The sequence below is a fragment of the Gluconobacter sphaericus NBRC 12467 genome, assembly GCF_006539125.1.
Taxonomy (GTDB): Bacteria; Pseudomonadota; Alphaproteobacteria; order Acetobacterales; family Acetobacteraceae; genus Gluconobacter; species Gluconobacter sphaericus.
The window spans coordinates 39,865-58,319 of sequence record NZ_BJMK01000007.1 but is presented as its reverse complement, the minus strand read 5'-3'; the positions used below and the strand labels follow the sequence as shown (position 1 = coordinate 58,319).

Here is an 18,455-nt window from a genome sequence, read left to right as displayed (position 1 = left end):
AGACAGGATATGCGCGTACATTACTGGACTGGTCTGAGTGCTCTGGTGCTGTCTCTTGGCATGGCGGCATGCTCCGATGGAGATGCGAACCAGACCTTTCCTCCGCTCGATTACAGCTATCTGTCCCAGATCCATCTAAACGTAGCGTCGATTGACGTGCAGGATGAAGCTCTCGCTGCGCCGGATTCATTATCCGCAAAAGCCCCTGTTGCACCGGACCAGGCCCTGAAGGCCATGGCAAACCAGCGTCTGGTAGCCAGCGGTACCTCCGGCAAGGCCGACTTCATCATCAAGCAGGCCTATCTAAACCGGGCAGGCGATAACGTGATAACCGGCGCCATGGATGTACAACTCAACGTCGCAGATGCCGGTAACCAGCATACCGGTTTCGTGCATGCACGCATCACCCACAAGCTGGATGCGGGAGATCGGGATCCGACCTCGCGCAAAGAACTCTATACCCTTACCAACGAGATGATGCAGGACATGAACGTGGAACTGGAATTCCAGATCCGCAAGAAACTCCTCTCCTGGATGACGGATGCTGCCGGAACTCCGCTCATCAATGGCGGTATCCAGCAGCAGGCGCTTGGAGCACCTGGGACAGCACCAGCACCCACTCCGACGACGCCGACACTTGCTACAGAAACTACTGCGGGATCGACCGCGTCCGAAAAAGCGACAACACCCGCTGCCGCGCCGAGCGTACCGGACGCCATTTTCCCCACAGGATCCGACACCGAGGCGACAGCCGCACCGGCCACCCAGCACTCGCCACAGCCCGGAATACTGAAGCTTCCCTCAACAGACAGCACTCAAACGCACTAATTTACGCCTTTCATCATGCTGTGATGAGCACGTGTCTGTGTGTACTGCGACGGCCTCAGTTAGGAAAAGTGCATCCTTTTTGTAAAACGACTGTTTCCATATTTTCTATTATCCAGAGAAACCTATGCCTCCCATAAGGCCGCCCGTTTCGCCACGGTTTCGTAAAAGGGCTTCTTGGAACCACATGGAGGATTCGAAGAACCGTTAGTTGATGTTCCTTGTTTCTGATCTTTAGTTTTAGCGATTTGATTGACGGTTCTTTGTGTCACTTTCGCTCTGCGTTCTGAACAGATCGGGGGCTGTTATCCGCTTGATAGCTGCGCTGTGGCGCTGATCCGCTCCAGGCAGAGGACGCGGCGAATGTTGTAGACGATATTGGCCAGCCCGATTTTTATGGTGACCTGAATGATACCGACAATTTGGATGAACCAGAACTTCCGGTCGATGGAAATATGGGATTTGTAGCCAGAGAACGGAATGGCAAGATCCGTTGACGGGATCGTCCCATCATCCTGCCGTTTTGCTTTGGTGAACTTCAGTGTCCAGCGCGCATGGCGCTCCTTGTGGGACAGCTTTGCCGAATTGTCTTGCCAGACTTGCGAGATCCGTCCCTCTCGAAGATTCGCTTTCCCGGTGATCGTGTTGCGCTGCTTTGGCGTGGCTATCAGTGTGACATCGAGGATCTGTCCAGAGATTAGCAGATAGCCCGCGTTTCGCAGGGACGCGTCAAAGCAGTCAAACAATCTTTCAATGGTCGCTGACCAGATACTCCGTCTGTTCATTGGACAGATTGTTCAGCGTCTGGATCGTCAGGCTCCTGAACATCGGCACCTGATCAAAACGGCAGCCGCCCGCCTTTACTGCCGTCTGAATAGGTCAAATCCTTCTCCAGAGCAGGGCGAAACACTTCAAAAATCCACATGCAGGGAAAAGGCTTCGAGCTGATCACTAAGCCCACTCAATCACGCAAGCCGCTCTTCAGCATCAAAAAAAAACGAGCCTGCTTCATGAGTTCCGCTGTTCTGCACGGCACACAGAAACTGACCGACAACGTCCTGCACGCTATCAGTCACAAAACAACCGATCACCAGATTACCAATATCGTGACTTTCATCCGCCATGCCAGGGGCAACACACCTCTCCTGTTTCAGCAGAATCCGTCAAACAGTTCAGCAAGACCATGCCCACCAGATATGGCAGATAATGCCGTCTCAGGGCAGGAAACGATAAAGCACACAGCCCTGATACCCAGCCCCACCATTGGAAGACACACCCTCAGCCGTCGCCGAATAGGAGCCGCCGCCGCCTGCGCCGTACCGCGTTGCAAGGCGCCCCCCCTGGTTGCCACAACGTCCCGCCCCCCCCCAGGGGCCATCCCCACCATATCCGGAGAACGTATAGGCGTTACACTGCCCGTCCCCACCAGAGGTTCCGCTCTGGTTCCAGATCGTGCCGCCAGAAGCATTGCCACCCACACCGCCCGCAGATCCGATCGTGGAATAAAAGGCTCCGCCCTGTCCACCTTCGGCCTGTAGTAGCGTCTGCCCGTTGTAACTCACCAGGGAGGTTCCGCCCGTTTGCTCGGACCCACCGCCACTTCCGACAGTAATCGCCAGACCATTCCCCTGTGTAGGGCTGACGGCATAGATACCCCAGGCATCCCCCCCACCGCCGCCACCGGCACCAGAAAACGCACCGGCGGTCGTCATCGACTGAGAAGCAGCCCCACCGCCGCCACCGCCAATAACACGCAGTTCTACTCGGGATGCCCATGCCGGAACAGGCACCGAGCCATTGACTGTCACCAGCGTCATGGGTTCTGTGCAGGCCTTGAGGAGAGCCTGGGTCGCCAATTCCGGGATGGTCGGCCAGAAAACCTGTCCCGGCTGAACAGTCACACCTGACAGGCTGCTCGCCCCCTGTGGAACCGCAATCGTGTAAAGCGCCACAACACATCCGCCAGAAGGAGCGGAAGGCGGATTGGCCGCGGCCACCAGAGAAAGCACACCTGCCCGTCGCACGGGCAGCGCGCCACCGTCATTCTGGATTCCTGCCTGCGTCTGCGACGGATTGCTGGCATTGAAAAACGGCAACACGGTTGGATCAACATCCTGCTCGGAGCAGACTGCATAAACAGTATAGGTATTTCCACTCCCCGGAATCGTAACGATCTGCGACTCCGTGCTGATATACTGGCATGTGAGAGCCGTTGTATCCGCCGCAAGCCCCCCGCCATTGCCGCCCAGACTGGTGGCGTCGATGACGCCCGGTGCCAGAATCGAACCCGCCTCAACCGTGAGGCTCAGATCGCTGGAGGATGCAGAATATCCCAGTCCTGACGCAGCCATGACATTCGGACCGTACAGCATAGACGCCAGGTTTCCGAAAGCGGCCTTGGTATAACGCCCGGCCTGCAGAAGATCCGTGTCGAGCGGGATGGATCCCGCATAAACGATTGCCCGGTCCATTAATTTTTCACCTTGATCCAGCCGGTAACGCCCATGGCCGCCGTCTGATCGACAGCGCGGCAGACTGTCGCCAGATCTGCAGCCTTTCCCAACTGTGTTTCCACAAAGAACTGACCACCCTGGAGACTGCCGTAACGCAAGCCCCCCGCACCATAACCGTACCCCCCACCCAGAGCAGGTGTCGTCGCGCAGCCAAGGGCATGGCAGTCAGAAGCATTCAGGGTTTCAATGATAATCGGCTGCACACCGGTCACCGCAACAATCGCATTCGTCACAGCCTGACGTGTGTTGCGTTCGGCAAACAACGAGGCACTGATGCGTTTGCGATAGACAGTATCTGTTTCGGAAGCTTGGCGGACCAGACCGCTTGCACCGAAATAATCGTCCGCAGCCATGTCCAGAAACGCGCCGCTCATCGTCGCAAGACGCATCTGGGGGGAACACTCCAGCATCAGTTGCCAGATGCCAGCCAAGACAGTGCCAAACCCGCGCAGAAGAGCCGCCAGTACTGGTGCGGCTTCCTCATCCAGCCCCTGAGGGTCCGCAGGAAACCATCCCTTGGGCAAAAGCCGCCGGAGCCGGCCTGCGAAATCATCTATCGAACCGGGAACCGGTCCCGTATCGAAAAGGATGCTTCCATCCGATGCCCGGAGAATATCCCGACCTTCGTCATAGAGAATACCCATCCGATCATCCCCCAGCCTGGCTAGGACTCATCAGCGGAATACGATAATCGGCACCATTGACGTTAATATGAAGAAAACCACCATCTGCCACAGTCGGCATCGTACCTCCGGCTCCCGTGACCGGCGACGTGATCTGAATTTCGCCCCCGTTTGCGGGGAAAAGTCCTAGGTTTCCGGAACCTCCCGTCCCTTCCTGCACATACAGACCCGCTGCCTGCGTCCCGGCTCCCGCCTGAACCTGAAGAGCATTGGTCGGGCTGGCCATGCCGGCAATCGAGAAGAGTGTTTCGCCCTCGATATTACCAAACAGGATTCCGTCATTGGTAAATTCCTGTCGCGTGCCACTGGTGCGTTCCGTCACCGTGGAACGGACAAATGCTCCCACATTGGCACCTGCCACACCAGAAACACTCTCAGGCGTATGCCATTCGACAGCATGATTTCGCGCCAGCGACACAGCAGACGCATATCCCGAGTCCTTCCCATCCGTTCCCGTCAGAGACTGAGCGCCAAAAACGATACCCGTCTGCCAAGAGTTCGGATTGGCAACAAATACTATTCCTGCTGCAGCATCGGACGTCCCAGACGTCTGCCCCCCACCTGCGCCAAGTTGGATTCCATATACGCCACCACCGACATTGGGCGCATAAGGGGTGGATTGACCCACCGCAAGGCCACCGAAGTTGACTGCCTCAAGCTCCATTCCGAAAGTCGGCTGGTAATTCACCCCTGCCATTCGCCACGCTTCACCATAATAGGCATAGGCGGTCGTGGTAGTAGGGTTGGACGTATCGTCGGAAATTCCCCAGGATGCCACTCCGATGGAGCTTGGCTGGAACCCCAGAACCGAAGAGCCGATCACCGCATCAGACGTCCGCGACCCCGCAACAAACGCACTGTTACCGAACTGCGCAACCGACGCGCACTGGGCATCCTGCAATGCCCATGGACCAATGGACGTCGCCGCCATGGCTTCCGACAACCAGTCATTTTCCGAAGAACTGGCCCGGTCACTTAGAGCAGGATTTTCCGCCGCAACACCAACCAGAAGCCGGTCCGCAAAACGTTTTACCTGCGCTCCCTTGTCAGCATAGAATTGACCACTGGCCGAAACGCTGACAGGAGCCTCAATTACCTGCGCTACAGTCGCCGTCACTGTCCGTGTTCCGCTGGCATCCGCCAGAACAAGGACCTCTTCTCCCGTCAGAGATTCGAGTTTCGGATATGTATTAAATACCGCCATGAAAATTCCTCATCCCTGCCGATAGATCCAGCTTCGGGATCCTCAGCCCTGGGTGACATTGATCTGAATGCTTCCAACCACGAGCGCCTGATTGCCATTGGCGGGAATATCGGCCTGCCCTCCATTAAGACGGACATTCAGAACTGACGTCACGGAGATCCCCCCGCCCGCATAGGCCAGGTAGGAAAGACGACTATACGGATATCCGGCCCCGACGGTCATCGCGGCAATATCTTTCGAAACGACAGACTGAATGGCGCTTGCCGCCGCCAGAACCGAAACGGAAGACGGCACCACAACATCCATGGAAACATCCACCGTCAGAACCTGTGGCGCTTGCACACCAAACCCAACCCCCAGGGCCCGAACAGAATCAATGACCCCATAGACATTCGACAACAGCTGATCCGAAGGCACCCCACTTCCGTCATTGACCACAGCAATAAAGTATCCGCTACGCACAACACCCGCCGCATCCAAACCATCCCGGAGCGCATAACTCAGATCCGTCTGTACGTTAGCAATGGCATTCCCCACTGCGGCCCGACTGGCAGACGCCTTCGCCGCCAGCCAGAGCGGAAAACGTGCCCTCAGCTGACTATCCGTCTCCTGTTCGGAACCATTCAGGAAAGGAGCCGTATTAGTCACGGTATCCAGCCCTGAAACCGCCGTGCCCATCAGGCAGATCGCACCGACCGAGACATTTCCGACTGTTCCCGCCACCTGACATGAAACAGGCACAGACAGCGTCGTCGCACCGGCTTCACGAACATATCCACCGGCAGATGCGGACCATGTCGACAAGGACTGATCCTGCGTCACAACAAAGGATATTCCCCCCACAGTCCGCACGATCACTCCCGGCGGAACAACCGCCGACTGCTCGTTGGCCGTAAAGGACGTAAACGTCACAAGCCCCGTCGCTGGCGTTCCAGGCAGACGGATCATACCAAAATCATTGACGAAACTGTCACAGTCCGACCCCGTCGATGTCGCCAGACGAGTCCGCAACAACGACTGCAATACCAAATACTGCAACCACAATCCTACACCGCCGACACCTTCCATAAGCGCCCGCACAGGCGATCCGATGGAAACGTCCAACAGTTGAGAACATGAGGACTGCGCTGTTGTCACTGCTGCCGAAACAGTCGTGGAGAAAGAACGTAAGGAGAGAGACATCGCATCCTCTTGGAGCGGTTCAATACTGTGCCGCTCTCATCATTTCAGTAGGAAAAAGACAGGCTCTGCTGCTGACTGGATGCCGCATCGACATAGGACACATCACATCTGCAGACACCACCGCTCTCATCCGTCACAGTCACTGTTACAGCCTGTGATGAATCCACCCCGGCATCTGCCTGAACCTGCGCCCGGATGACAGATTCCATCGCTTCCGGTGTAATGATCTGACCGACCATGAGTGGCAGCCCCACCCCATAATCCAGCTGCCAGATATAATTCCCGGGAACAGTCAGCAAACGCCTCAACAGACTCTGTCTCGTCAACTCCGTGCCAGAGACCGTCTGCAGCGTACCGGAGGTCAGCACCAGATCGTTCCCGAAAATATGTGAAAGAGCGATCATCCAAGCGGTCCTTCCGTCTTCTGACTTCCCAGCAGATGAACATGCTCATTCAGCGAATGCTGATCCGTACGCACATCCCCCCCCGAAACCGTCAACCCGGAAGATGTCAGAGTCATGTTTGTCCCAGCAACAGAAAGACTGATTTCCCCATCCTTCAGAACAATCCGTGCATTTCCCGCACCAACTGCCACACCAACAGGTCCGACATGCAACCAGCCAGCCTTCGAAGACGTCGCCCCGGAAGCACCTGACGAGGAAAGCGGCGGATAACCACACCCTCCTTTGACCAGAAGTTCGCCAGGCTGCGCGACGTCTCCCGTCAGAGGAGACACAGGCGCCATCACCACCGTGTCAAACACACATCCCGTCACAACAAGATGCTCTCCATCTCCCTCAACAGGCTGAAGAACAACATGCGTGCCGAGAGAAGACGGACACGCAATCCGCAGATCTCCCGCATGCACCCCACCAGCATCCGGAAGCCAGCCAGTTTCCACGTTTTCAGGCTGGATCCGGACCTTTACGGCATGATTAACGGGGTCGACAGCTGAGACGATTCCAAACATCGTATGCGCCGTCCTGCCTTGAAGGGCCGCCGCATCAAAACGGGCATCACTCATGTCCCACCTCCGCGATCCCTCAGAACAACCTGCTGAACAAATCCCTGCTCCACGGAAAACCGGGAGATCACCTGCTCAATCCCCAGGGTCTTTTCTCCATTTCCCGTTACGACAGTCATGTAATTTCTTGGCGCAATACCCGGCACACCCGGAATCCTGATCCGCACAGACAACGCATGCGCAACAATACGTGCATGCTTACCACGCGCCAGCCTTTGCAACTCGTCCAGCCGACGACCTGGCACACGAAAGGTATGGATACTGGCATTTTCCGACGGGGCATCCTGAGAAAATGAAACGCCATCATAATAAATCTGCGTCATACTTCTCTGACGGGAATCCCACGACGCCATGTGCACAACCACACCAGACAGAAGCTGTAGATCCCGCGCAACACTGGTTTCAAGAACAGCGTTCCGCACGTCTGTCACCTGCACACCCGCATCGGAAGAGGAGCCCAGTGGCTGGCAAACAAGAGATGCTCCACTTGCGTAAAGATCGCAAAAGGAATCCCGGGCAATGGTGAACGCAAGATCCGCGGCCGTCTGAAAACGATGCTGCCCCATGAGAGCACCGCGCTTATGCTCGATCTGCCAGAACTGACCCGCCATAAGCGGCGCCTGATCAGAGGGGAGCGCAATCACCGCATCCAAACCTGCGGCCTGCGCCATGATTTCGAGCAATTCCTGCTGGGTATGGTTGAGCCACGCATCCTGAATCCGCAGATCCATCAACGCCGCCAACGCATCCCGGCATTCCATTTCCAGAACGGCATGCTCGGCCGCATATTCAATATGGTCGATCTGCCCCTCAAACAGCGTAATCCACGAAGACGAAACACCCTGCGCATCGCGCATCTGAAGGATTACCCATTTCCGAGCGGGCTGCTCCGTTTCAAACCACAAAACCTGCTGCGCCTGCCCCCTGACGGCAAAACGAAGTGATGCGACATCACAGGCTTCATACCGGTTCGCATCAATCTCGAACTGCAGAAGCGCCAGAACCGGATCAACCTGCCCATCAAAAAAAACCTGGACTTCCAGTTTTCTGACACTCATTCCGACACTCCGTCAGGCAAGCCCGATATCAAATCGCTCTCGACCGCCGGCACCTTGAGCATAACAGTTTCAGAAATCCATCCCAGATCCGGATCCGTCATTCCGTTGACCTGCGCAATCCTCCACCATTGAGAAGCATTCCCAAGTTCCCGCGCGGCCACATGAAACAGGGAAATATCCGCAGCACTGACAATAATATCCTGCATCATGTCCTCACGCGATAACGGACGGCAGAGACGTCGATTGCCCCTGCGCCACAGCAACATTCGCCGCAGAACGATTCACCAGACTGCCCGCATCGGCCGCAGCGCTCAGCAGCGCCGCGTTCTGCCCCAAAACGTTCAGTGAAAAACTGTTGACCGGCTGAATGGCTTCAACATTCTGCCCGGCTCCGGTCAGAATGGATTGCAATCCACTTCCCGCATTTTCCAGCCCTCCGGCAACAGAGGTCAGCGCAGAAGGCACGGTAGCGAGATTCATACCACTCTGCGCCACGCCGTTGACCGTCCCCAGAGCATCCGTCACCTTCGAAGCAACCCCCCCAGCACCCACCAGCGTCGCAAGCGGCATGACCTGTCCGACAACCGAAGACACCTGTCCCACAGCCGTAAAAACCCCTTCGGAAACATCCGAAACCACGCTGGAAAAACTGTCGAGAGCGCTTCCGACATCATCTCCCAGAATTCCGGACAAGGTACGGGAAGTCTGTACGGCCGTTGTTTCCTGTGGTCGCTCAAGAACCAGCGTATAGGAACAGACGGCACCTTTTGCCTGATAGACATAATAGAACTGAGCGATCCAGACCTGAACAGAAAGACCCGCCGCTGAAAAGGCGACCTGCTGGCCTGCCATCCGTATGCGTTCAACGGCCTGCGCCCGCATCTGCGCATCCGGACCAAGAAAACGCCCCTTCAGCTCCAGACGCCCCGGATCGTTACCCAGCGCATCAACAACACGCCTGCCCCCCGGAAGACGATGCACAACCAGCATCTGCCGGCCGCCAACCTGCAGCGTATCGGGAACTTCAATTCCCGTCAGAACCAGATTTCCCAGTATGACAGGAGATGATGATCCCAGCCGTCCTACGGCACCAATGGCATTTTCGATATCGGAAAAACCAATACCCATCGGGGAACATCTCCTCTGTCAGAAAAATCCAATACTTCGGCCCGGATACTGAGGCTGCATGATTTCATCCACGCCACCGCCAGAACGTCGCGCCGCCAGACGGGACTTGCGATTACCGAACGAAAAATCATCGCAGCGCATCTCGTGATCCGCATCACCACTCACAGTGTTTCTGTCGTGATAATTCCGGAGCGCCGGAAAGGCTGGAAGCGCATCATGTCCCCGTCCGGCTCTTTTAGATGATGACGCGTGCACAGTCTGCCTCGAAACTGGCGGAATACAGATTGAACTTTCATCCGCCCGTACTGCTGTCCAGCGAACAACAGGAGACATCCCCGCCGTACCAAGCCTGCTACGACCCACAGGAGATATGCGTTCGATGATTCCCCTCCGACCGAGGGATATCGTCACTCGTCCGACATCAGCAGAAGCCCGTTTCCGCGCTTCCACAGTCCGCCCCAATTTTACATCCAGTCGCCCAAATCGTTTTTTAAAAGAAATAAATTTATGCACACCCACACGTATTCCCGCTGTTTCTGCACCCTCGGAAAAAGGCTTCAACAGCGGAAGATCTGGTCGCAGGATCCGCACCACCCGCTCTTTTTTCCGCACAGGAAACAACACCGAACGAAATACTGCATCCGATTTTCGAACAGGTGCAATTTCCTGGATGCCCTCTTTTCTTTGAAAGCCGCCACCCCGTACCGTACTCTCAGACACCACAAGCTTCCTGATGGGAGATGGCACAATCCCAACCGGTTTTTTCAACCGAGGCACAGCTGCAACCGGAAACGACCGATGCGTCCACGCCAGCCCTCTGGAAGAAGAGACAAAAAAAGTCCCGGCCGAGAGAAGAGACCGCCAGATGTCCTCTCGCATCATATCTCTCCCCGATAACCCATCATGTCCCAGTCAAAACAGTGCCCTTCCCGCTCTGCGGTAATGACACACGCGGCCAGACGCCGCGCGCTCGACCACCCCCGCAATACGTCCCACGGCACCCCGTGATCCAGCAGATACAGCATCTCCTGAAACCCGGAGTGCCGACTCAGTTTTTTGCGACGTCCCGCAGGCCTTCATCCGCATCACGCTCGAACAACGGCGTCAGCGCGGCAATCCCGACCTTCCCGACCCGACGCGCCAGATCACGGATCTCGTCCTTGCTCTGCGGCATCTGAACCGGAACGCCATCAATTGCCGTCACCGAACAAATCATTTCCGCATAACCAAGCCAGGCGGCTGCCGATGCGCCATTAATCGCACTGCCCGCCGCCTCGATCAGGTCCAACATATCCGCCGGATCGATCTCACGCAGCGTCAGGCGCCGATTATCAGCCAACACAATTTCTTGCGGAAAATCACTCACGAAATCTTCGTCCTCGTAGAAGCAAAGAACTGAACCGTCTGATGGATCATGTGATCCGCCTGCCAGGGATCACTCTTCAGCTGCATGGAGACATTGCTGAATTCCCAGGTACTGGTCGATCCATCCGGTTCAGTCACGTACTGATAGATCGTCCCGCTCCCGACCGTACCGGCATTCCAGTAAGCAGCCTCAACAGCAGCCACCAGATTATCCAGTGCCGCACTGGCACGGGCAATCTGGAACGCACCCCGCCAGCCATTCGGAACATTGAACTCCAGCGGCACCCCGTTCAGCGGATTAGCACGCAGGGCCTGCGTTTCCTGAGCTGCACTGAAGGACGTGACATCCCTCAAATCAACCCGTTGACCATTCCACAAAACGGTAATCCGGCAATCCCGGCCAATGCTGTATGGATTTGCCATTTAGCCAACACTCCCCGACGCAGAAGACACAGTAACCGACGCGCCGCCCTGCAGATTGACGATGAATTTCTCGTTGATGCCCTGGTAGCGAACCGCCACATCCGCCTGCACATAGCCCAGCGCCGTTCGGGACTGCGGATTGTTACTCGAATCACAGACCACGCTGTACGGCAGCTCACCATTCTGAACACCCAGAATACCCTGCGACAGCAGCGACGACAGAAAGCCCAGAAGCGTCGACCGGATATCACTGAACAGCGTGTCGTTGATCACCTCACCAACATAACCGCCCATGCCACCGGCAAGAGAAGACGCAATGTAGTTCGTCAAGCGTGTGTAATTGTCACCATTCATGGTGCTTTTGCTGGACGAATTATGCCCACACCGCACCGCCCAGTACGTCCCACCCGGCGCTGGATTGCAGATCACGTCAATTCCGGCCGTGAACAGCACGGACAGTTCAGCCGTGGAATAGGTCGCGCTGCTCCCCGTCAGCCCGGCCTTCTGGCTCCCCACAATCCCCGACAACGCCTTGTTCAGGCTGGACTGCTCCGGCGAAAGGGCTACCAACCGGCCACCCACAAAAGCCTGCGGACTAACCAGCATCATACCATTGCTGTCATCATTCCACCACAGCCAGTCACCAAACATAAGCTTGACCGAAGGCGCATCCAGACCACTCGCAGCCTTAACCGCAATCGCATTCGTCACCGTATCGGAGGCCGGACCGACAGCGATCATATAGACCCCTTCGGACGTCCCAAAAGCCGCCTGCGCCGTATAGGACGTGCTATCCGTCACACCATGCAGCAACGCCACCGCACAACCCTGCCCGCGCAGCGCATACATGCCATTCCGCACCGTGCTGTCCTGCCCCAGGAACTGCGCCGTCGTCGGCACACCACCATCCGTACCCCCAGCAAGCGTCACACTAGCAGCAGCCACAGCCGGCACCGTCTTCGGCAGGACGACCTTCACCAGCGCACCCAGATCCTGCGTCACAGCCGCGGCAATGGTAGACCAGTCCGCCCCCGCATACGTCGCGGCCCCAAGCTCCGCATGCGTGACAGCCAGCGCATAGCCAGAACCCGTCGCCGTCACCGCAGCCACGATCCCGTTGCCAGCGCTGCCGGTGCAGGCAGCCTGAACCGTCACCCCATCCAGCGTGCCGGAAGCCGCCACGTCCGTCCCATCCGTCACACGGACAACAACGAAAGCCGAAGCCCCCTGCATCACTGCAATATTAACGGCCAGACCCGCATCCGTCGTTTTGTTCTGTTTGGCACCGAACGCCGAGACATAATCGCTCATACCTCCGATCGGCAGTGGCATCCCTACAGGGCCCCAACCCGCAGTTCCCACAACACCCAGTTGCGACGACGATGCTCCCGCGAGGGCCAACGTCTGCGGCTGGGCAATCTGCACATAAAGATTTGGCACGGTCAGTGCCGTGGTATTCAACGTTCCCGCCTGATAGACCAGAGACATCCCCGGATCGCTCTCCAAAATGCAGAAAGCGGGCGCCTCCTGTAGAAGCAGCCCGCTTTCCTGATAAAATTTCAGCCCCTTGACTCAACTTCTGCCTCAGGCAGCGGCGACCACTGTCCCGAACTGATCAACCCCCAGCCCTGGATAAGCGGTTCTGGCAGCCTGAGCCGCAACCACAGCCTGCATGGCATCCAGAGCCGCCGTCACCGTCTGGTTCGCGGCGCCAGGAGCCAGAACACCAAAAGACGCTGCAACCTCATCCTCTCCGGACAGATCCCCGATGCCACACAGCATTTCGGACGCCCACTGCACCTGAAGGGTGTCAAAAACCAGCTCATAGAAATAATCCCGCCGATACAACGCCTCGTTCTGCATCGTGTCGACATCTTCCACGCTCTGGAACCGAAGCTGAGCCTCCCGCCCATCCAAAGTACTGATCCAGCTCTGCTCCGCCAGCGCCGTATCCAGAACGGACGCCAAGATTTCTCGCGCCGTCGCATCCGCAGTCCAGATCGAAACCCGATAAAGCTGCGCCTGCCGCCGCGTCACCCGAACTGACTGCCCATATCCACCGGCATGAGCATTCAGGACCCGACCCGGCACACTGACAATCGCACCATTCGCCATCCCCCCCGTCAGCGCAACCGCCAGAGCCGCGGCAACCGTCGCGGGCGTATCCTGCGCCGTCACCGCATAAGCTGCGGAAGGAGCGCCCCCACGCGGCATATCATCCAGCCAGACCGCCACCACACCCGTAGGCGTGGATGTTCCGGAAAAGACGATCTCAACCGTCCCATCCGTAACCACAACACCGACCGTAGGCTCGACTTTCTGCTGCACACGCCAGGGCCGCCCCAGAGGTTCCGCCCATTCCGGCATCTTCCGGGGCGCCATGGTGACCGTGACAAAATCGATGTTGTTACGGATGTTCTGCGCCGCGAAAAGATCGCTCGGCAACAGCCACCCCCGCCGCAGCACCACCTGCCGTCCCGTCACCGAAGCTCCCGAAAGACCATCCGGATAAAGGACCTGCACACAGTTATAGGCCAGCGCCAGCCCGACCCTGGAGGCATCTGTCATTCCTGTCCTCCCTCAGACCTGCTGAAGCGACATAGTGCACCGGACACCAAATCCGGAAACCTCCACCGCATTGACCGTATAAGTCGTTCCCAGATCAGTCGTGACTGTCATGTAAGGCGTCAGCACCACGCCGGGTAGAAGCGGAAGATACATCACCGACTGTCCCGGCCGCGTCGCCCCCGGAACACCGCTGCCCGAAGATTCCCCCTTCGCCCGCATGATAATGGCCGCCGGACACTCCGAAACCAGCGTCTGCACGGTTCCCGTAACACCGCTGACCGACACCATCCGACTGCACACCACACACAAAGGCGGCCGCAAAGGCTCCACGGACGCCACGAAATACGTCCGCCCGCTCGCCACCAGAATATCGGCAACCTGCGTATCCTCCCGACGGTCGGTCAGAACATATTCGGTCGGTATGCCCCAGCCGATCGGCCGCACGAACGAAAATTCAGCGTCCACATCAAAAGCCAGCATGGGCTGCTCATAAAGGGTTCCCATCGGCAACAGACCGCCCGAAGGACGATACTGCTCCCCCGAAGCCCCCAGAACAGCCGCAGCCCTCGCATATCCCCTGGAGAGCCTGGCCGCGATCATTGCCTGCTGCACATAGCCCTCCTCAGACCACGATCGCCCGACCGTCCTGCAACTCCAGGCCGCCGGCCACACCCAGAAACGCACACAGCCGCCGCCGCCACAACGTAAACAGCATCACCCGGTCCTGCACTTCCCGACCATTGTGATACCAACTCGCCGCCTGCGCCGTATCCAGATTGTCCGAAGCCCCCGCAATCGCAGTTTCCAGCGGATACAGCTGCGACAAATAAAGCCTGATCTGCTGAAGCTCTGCCCCGGACAAACAGTTCATCCGCCACTCCAGCGCCCCTTCCACCTGAAAGAAGCGCCAGGATTCCTGGTTTCCTTCCCGCGATCCAATGGCGGGATAACCGCAAAACCGGCGAATATCCATTTTCTCTCCTTCCGAGAGAATATCCGTCGATAAGCCAACCGTTCCGGACATATCATTCTCCCCCAAGAGAGGCCCCCGCCTCATGGACAGGGGCCGTAAAAAGGTCAGAACGTCAGACCGAGAGCATCCGTGCCAAGGCTCTCGATCACGACACCACGCTTGAGATAGCTGTTTGTGGCCGTCGGAATAACGGTCATGTCCGCCGTCACGTCCGTCGGCAGAGCGAAACCGCCAATCCAGTACCAGGACTGAGCAATGATCTGGCGCAGACGATCCAGCGGCTCACGCGTCACCATCGCCACACTGTCCACCATCTCGATCAGCGCACGCTCGGAATCCGGAATATCAGAATGCCCCGTCAGCGCGCAGTCACCCTCAATCAGCGCCCCCTGGCCCAGCAACAACGCACGATGAATGGACCCAGCACCCAGAGAGGCCTGCTGCGGTGCTTCCGTCGTCGGGATGAAACGCACACCCAGAAGTTCTATTACTTGACCGGAACGATACTCTTCCGAACCATAAGCACCCCGATACAGATGCTTGAAATCCGGATCACGGAAGAGCGAAAGAAGCTGCAGATCATCAAGATAGCAGTGATACGCACCGTTAATCATCGGCACGTTATTACGTCGCAGCGTCGCCACACCAGCCAGAACCTGCTGAATTCCCAACGTATCCGCCAGACCGCTCGTGCTTGCCGTCTGCAACGCCGCAGTCGTCAGACGACCATTCGGACGGATCACCAGCGGCGCCGTGGACGCTACAACGGCCTGACCTTCTGTGCCATCTGCAACCGAAACAGTCGCAGAAAACGTCATCTGCCCCGAAACACCGCCCGGCGCCGTGGACACATTCGTCGCATCAGCCGTCACACTGACGAGTGTGTAAACATCCCCGCCCACCGTCACGGTCATGCCATTGGTCGCGCTGATCGGCGTCACCTGACCATTCACGATCACGGACTGGAAACCACGAATATCGTCCACCGCGATGGTGTCTCCAGCGCTCCCCAGCGTCGCCGTCACACGCGTGTTGCCACCCAGATAACCGCCCACACCATTCTGCGCACCACCGAACAGCGTATTGCGTGCCAAACGGTCAAGGGACTGCATGGCCTGCACACCATTGGTATTGGCATTGGCCAGGAACTGCGACGCAATCCCCACACCACTGGTGACCATGTTCAGATCGATCGTATCGCCATACTGGTTGATGGACAGCGTATATTGTTCAACCGACCAGCCGGACGGGCTCAGACCATTATCAAAATTCGTATTACCCGTCGGGTTCAGCGGCGTAGTCACCGGCGCTTTGAGGCTCTTGCGGGTTTTCGTCAGCGTCTCACCGATGGCATTCGGGAACACTTCACGATCAGCAACCTGACGGAAGCCCAACCGGGATTTCAGGCCATTCTCAAATTCACGGGCCAGAAAACCCTGCTGAATGGCGGCCTGAAGCTGAACAGGAAAATTATCAATGCTCATGTGTTTTTTCCGTAAATGTGTTTTCTGAACCCGGCCTGCCATCAGACCCGCTCAAATATCGTCCCGGGCTTTAGCCCTGGGCCAGAAACTGCCATTTGCGCGTTTCGTAATCCGCCTCACTGGCGGCGCGCGCATTGAACGGTTCGATCCCACCCGGCCGCGGCGCTGCCTGCCCAACAGTAGTGCCGCTCGAATATCCGGGCCGGAGCGCCTCGCCGAACAGATAGGCCCGCTCCTGACGGGCCTGCTGCAAAGCCTCAACCACACCGACCACTGAGCCGTCCTCGCCCCGATCGATCCCCTTCAGGTCAATCAGCCGCACAACATCATCAGGATTATGCGCGCCATTACGGATCGCCTCCGCCCGAAGCGCCGACACAATAACCTCCCGGTCACTGTCTTCCCGCACCCGGGCCAACGCCTCCTCATGACTGCGCTGAAGCGTCTCCTGTCGCGTCACAACATCCGTCATTTCCTGACGGACCGCCTCAACCTCACTCCGCGCTTCATTCAACGCCCGACGCAGAGCCTCTACATCCTCAATGGTGTCATCAGTTCCGGACATCATTCCCCCGTCAACACTCATGCTTGTTCAGAAGCACACCATTGCTCCAGCATTTTCCATTCCGTATTCGGATCAGAATTTCCCGATGCCATCGCAAACATCCGAACCGCCGTTTCGCGGCTCAGAATTCCATTGGAAACAGCCGTCACCAGACCCTGCGTCAGCGACAGAAGCTCCGGATCCGTGGACGGAAACCACGCCGGCCACAGCAAACTCATGCGGCAGTACGGCAGGTCCTTGACCAGCGTTCCCCCGATCCGAAGTCCGTTTTCCAGAACACAGGAAAACCGGCAGGCCATCCGGTAAATCGAAATCAGCGCGCCTTCGCCGTAGGAATGACGCAAACGATCTACCAACCAGATCAGAGGCTGACACATCATCTCCATGGCCTTGCCCGACTGCGCGCCGCCCACCCGGTCACCATGGGCCCGGTTGCCATGCAACTGCTCCAACACCACCAGACGCAGTTCCCGATAATGATCGAGCACCGCCCCCGCTGCGTTCCCGTTGATTTCCAGCAGTTTGGCATCACCCTCGGGCGGAAGCGTCAGTGCCGAAGCGGCGCCCCCCTGATGCGCAATCCCGTCGGAAAATCCACCTGTCTTCAGAACCAGCGTCGGATCTGAGCCATATTTCAGCCCCCGACCTGCCTGTGACAGCAGATAATCCGCCTCGATCACCGTATCGATGGCCCGCTCGAACGTGCACTCACCTTCCGGATCACGTCCACAAGGTCCACCCAGATTGCGTATCCACACAATGGGCACGAACCCCAGCCCATGGCGAACGGAGCGGCTCTCGTCCCGAACCCCGCCATCCATTCCCACCAGCCAGGGCACGGAAACCGCACAATCCAGCGGCGTCCAGACCCGCTGCCACCAGAACTGCGCGCCCAGCAGCTCATCTGCAATCGGATAACCCTGCGCCGCCAGATCCCGGCCCCGGACCAGAAACCGCTCCTCAACCCGAAGCAGCTCCCCCGTCGCATCATCCCAGAACGGCGTCAGATATGCCGTTTCCAGCACGGACAACTTCGGAACCCCGGCCGAGACCTCGAACAGGATCGCAACCGACCCCACCGACCCCAGCCGCGCCGCTTCCATCAGCAACGACGCTAGCCGGGCCTGCGAAGCAAACGCACTCAAAGCATGCGCCACCCGCGCATCATCCGTCACCAGACCAGGCCAGTGCGTATCCCCGAACAGCAGCGAAACCGACTCATCCACAACCGTCCGGCACAAATTCGTGCGAACAGAAGGACGCCGACTGGACAGCGGAATATATTCTCCCGCCCCAGACTTCTCCTTCGAGAACGGATGCGGCAACGCATCATACTGCGTGCCGTCCAGAACACGCTTAAGCGCCAGCAGCCGCGCCGTCCGCGCGGACGCACCCGCGGGAACAGCATAACGCTGTTGCAGGGACAACCAGTCCATGTGTTCTCCATTGTTTCAGGCCAC

At 57.8% G+C, this 18,455-nt stretch carries 21 protein-coding genes and 1 pseudogene; 1 reads left to right on the top strand and 21 read right to left on the bottom strand.

From position 1 onward, the window contains the following. Positions 1-9 precede the first annotated feature (9 nt). Positions 10-828 (top strand): hypothetical protein, encoded by an 819-nt coding sequence (locus GSP01_RS06825; RefSeq protein WP_141352047.1) that lies wholly within the window; start codon positions 10-12, stop codon positions 826-828. A 419-nt stretch (positions 829-1,247) separates the two neighbouring features. On the opposite strand, the pseudogene GSP01_RS06820 reads toward GSP01_RS06825, so the two are convergent. The 21 genes and pseudogenes from GSP01_RS06820 to GSP01_RS06725 form a co-directional block, all read right to left on the bottom strand. Continuing rightward, positions 1,248-1,790 (bottom strand): annotated as a pseudogene (locus GSP01_RS06820) (IS5/IS1182 family transposase); the annotation flags it as partial. Continuing rightward, positions 1,791-1,949 carry a hypothetical protein gene (locus GSP01_RS15125; protein WP_228123862.1) on the bottom strand — a complete coding sequence of 53 codons (159 nt, stop codon included), beginning with the start codon at positions 1,947-1,949 and terminating at the stop codon, positions 1,791-1,793. Positions 1,950-2,039: 90 nt separating this feature from the next. Beyond that, complete coding sequence (locus tag GSP01_RS06815) at positions 2,040-3,296, bottom strand: glycine-rich domain-containing protein (RefSeq protein WP_141352045.1); 1,257 nt, start codon at positions 3,294-3,296, stop codon at positions 2,040-2,042. Beyond that, positions 3,296-3,982: a hypothetical protein gene (locus tag GSP01_RS06810; protein WP_141352043.1), complete on the bottom strand. Its 687-nt coding sequence runs from the start codon at positions 3,980-3,982 to the stop codon at positions 3,296-3,298. Before GSP01_RS06810 ends, GSP01_RS06815 begins: the two co-directional genes overlap by 1 nt. Before the next feature lie 4 nt (positions 3,983-3,986). Continuing rightward, positions 3,987-5,225 carry a hypothetical protein gene (locus tag GSP01_RS06805; RefSeq protein WP_141352041.1) on the bottom strand — a complete coding sequence of 413 codons (1,239 nt, stop codon included), beginning with the start codon at positions 5,223-5,225 and terminating at the stop codon, positions 3,987-3,989. A 42-nt stretch (positions 5,226-5,267) separates the two neighbouring features. After that, positions 5,268-6,407 (bottom strand): baseplate J/gp47 family protein, encoded by a 1,140-nt coding sequence (locus GSP01_RS06800; protein ID WP_141352039.1) that lies wholly within the window; start codon positions 6,405-6,407, stop codon positions 5,268-5,270. 44 nt (positions 6,408-6,451) lie between these two features. Further along, positions 6,452-6,811: a phage tail protein gene (locus tag GSP01_RS06795; RefSeq protein ID WP_141352037.1), complete on the bottom strand. Its 360-nt coding sequence runs from the start codon at positions 6,809-6,811 to the stop codon at positions 6,452-6,454. After that, complete coding sequence (locus GSP01_RS06790; RefSeq protein WP_141352035.1) at positions 6,808-7,431, bottom strand: baseplate assembly protein; 624 nt, start codon at positions 7,429-7,431, stop codon at positions 6,808-6,810. The genes GSP01_RS06795 and GSP01_RS06790 overlap by 4 nt, the downstream gene beginning before the upstream one ends. After that, positions 7,428-8,489 carry a hypothetical protein gene (locus tag GSP01_RS06785; protein WP_141352033.1) on the bottom strand — a complete coding sequence of 354 codons (1,062 nt, stop codon included), beginning with the start codon at positions 8,487-8,489 and terminating at the stop codon, positions 7,428-7,430. Before GSP01_RS06785 ends, GSP01_RS06790 begins: the two co-directional genes overlap by 4 nt. Further along, the gene (locus GSP01_RS06780) at positions 8,486-8,698 is read right to left on the bottom strand and encodes a hypothetical protein (RefSeq protein WP_228123861.1); all 213 of its coding nucleotides are present in this window, start codon (positions 8,696-8,698) and stop codon (positions 8,486-8,488) included. The genes GSP01_RS06785 and GSP01_RS06780 overlap by 4 nt, the downstream gene beginning before the upstream one ends. 4 nt (positions 8,699-8,702) lie before the next feature. After that, positions 8,703-9,617, bottom strand: a complete 915-nt coding sequence (locus GSP01_RS06775; RefSeq protein WP_141352031.1) for a hypothetical protein — start codon at positions 9,615-9,617, stop codon at positions 8,703-8,705. An 18-nt stretch (positions 9,618-9,635) separates the two neighbouring features. After that, positions 9,636-10,337 carry a hypothetical protein gene (locus GSP01_RS06770; RefSeq protein WP_141352029.1) on the bottom strand — a complete coding sequence of 234 codons (702 nt, stop codon included), beginning with the start codon at positions 10,335-10,337 and terminating at the stop codon, positions 9,636-9,638. 328 nt (positions 10,338-10,665) lie between these two features. Next, positions 10,666-10,959, bottom strand: a complete 294-nt coding sequence (locus GSP01_RS06765) for a hypothetical protein (protein ID WP_237469065.1) — start codon at positions 10,957-10,959, stop codon at positions 10,666-10,668. A 20-nt stretch (positions 10,960-10,979) separates the two neighbouring features. Further along, on the bottom strand, positions 10,980-11,405 hold the full coding sequence (locus tag GSP01_RS06760; RefSeq protein ID WP_141352025.1) for a hypothetical protein: 426 nt from the start codon (positions 11,403-11,405) through the stop codon (positions 10,980-10,982). Then, complete coding sequence (locus GSP01_RS06755; RefSeq protein ID WP_141352023.1) at positions 11,406-12,893, bottom strand: phage tail protein; 1,488 nt, start codon at positions 12,891-12,893, stop codon at positions 11,406-11,408. A 96-nt stretch (positions 12,894-12,989) separates the two neighbouring features. After that, a complete protein-coding gene (locus tag GSP01_RS06750; protein ID WP_141352021.1) occupies positions 12,990-13,973 on the bottom strand; it encodes a hypothetical protein in 984 nt (327 codons plus the stop codon). A 12-nt stretch (positions 13,974-13,985) separates the two neighbouring features. Then, entirely contained in the window at positions 13,986-14,585 is a 600-nt protein-coding gene (locus tag GSP01_RS06745) for a hypothetical protein (RefSeq protein ID WP_174787560.1), read from the bottom strand. Positions 14,586-14,595: 10 nt separating this feature from the next. Then, on the bottom strand, positions 14,596-14,997 hold the full coding sequence (locus GSP01_RS06740) for a hypothetical protein (protein ID WP_141352019.1): 402 nt from the start codon (positions 14,995-14,997) through the stop codon (positions 14,596-14,598). Positions 14,998-15,050: 53 nt separating this feature from the next. Next, a complete protein-coding gene (locus GSP01_RS06735) occupies positions 15,051-16,430 on the bottom strand; it encodes a DUF4043 domain-containing protein (RefSeq protein ID WP_141352017.1) in 1,380 nt (459 codons plus the stop codon). A gap of 70 nt (positions 16,431-16,500) precedes the next feature. Further along, complete coding sequence (locus GSP01_RS06730; RefSeq protein ID WP_228123859.1) at positions 16,501-17,016, bottom strand: phage scaffolding protein; 516 nt, start codon at positions 17,014-17,016, stop codon at positions 16,501-16,503. Continuing rightward, complete coding sequence (locus tag GSP01_RS06725) at positions 17,013-18,431, bottom strand: phage portal protein (RefSeq protein WP_141352015.1); 1,419 nt, start codon at positions 18,429-18,431, stop codon at positions 17,013-17,015. The genes GSP01_RS06730 and GSP01_RS06725 overlap by 4 nt, the downstream gene beginning before the upstream one ends. Positions 18,432-18,455: the final 24 nt, after the last annotated feature.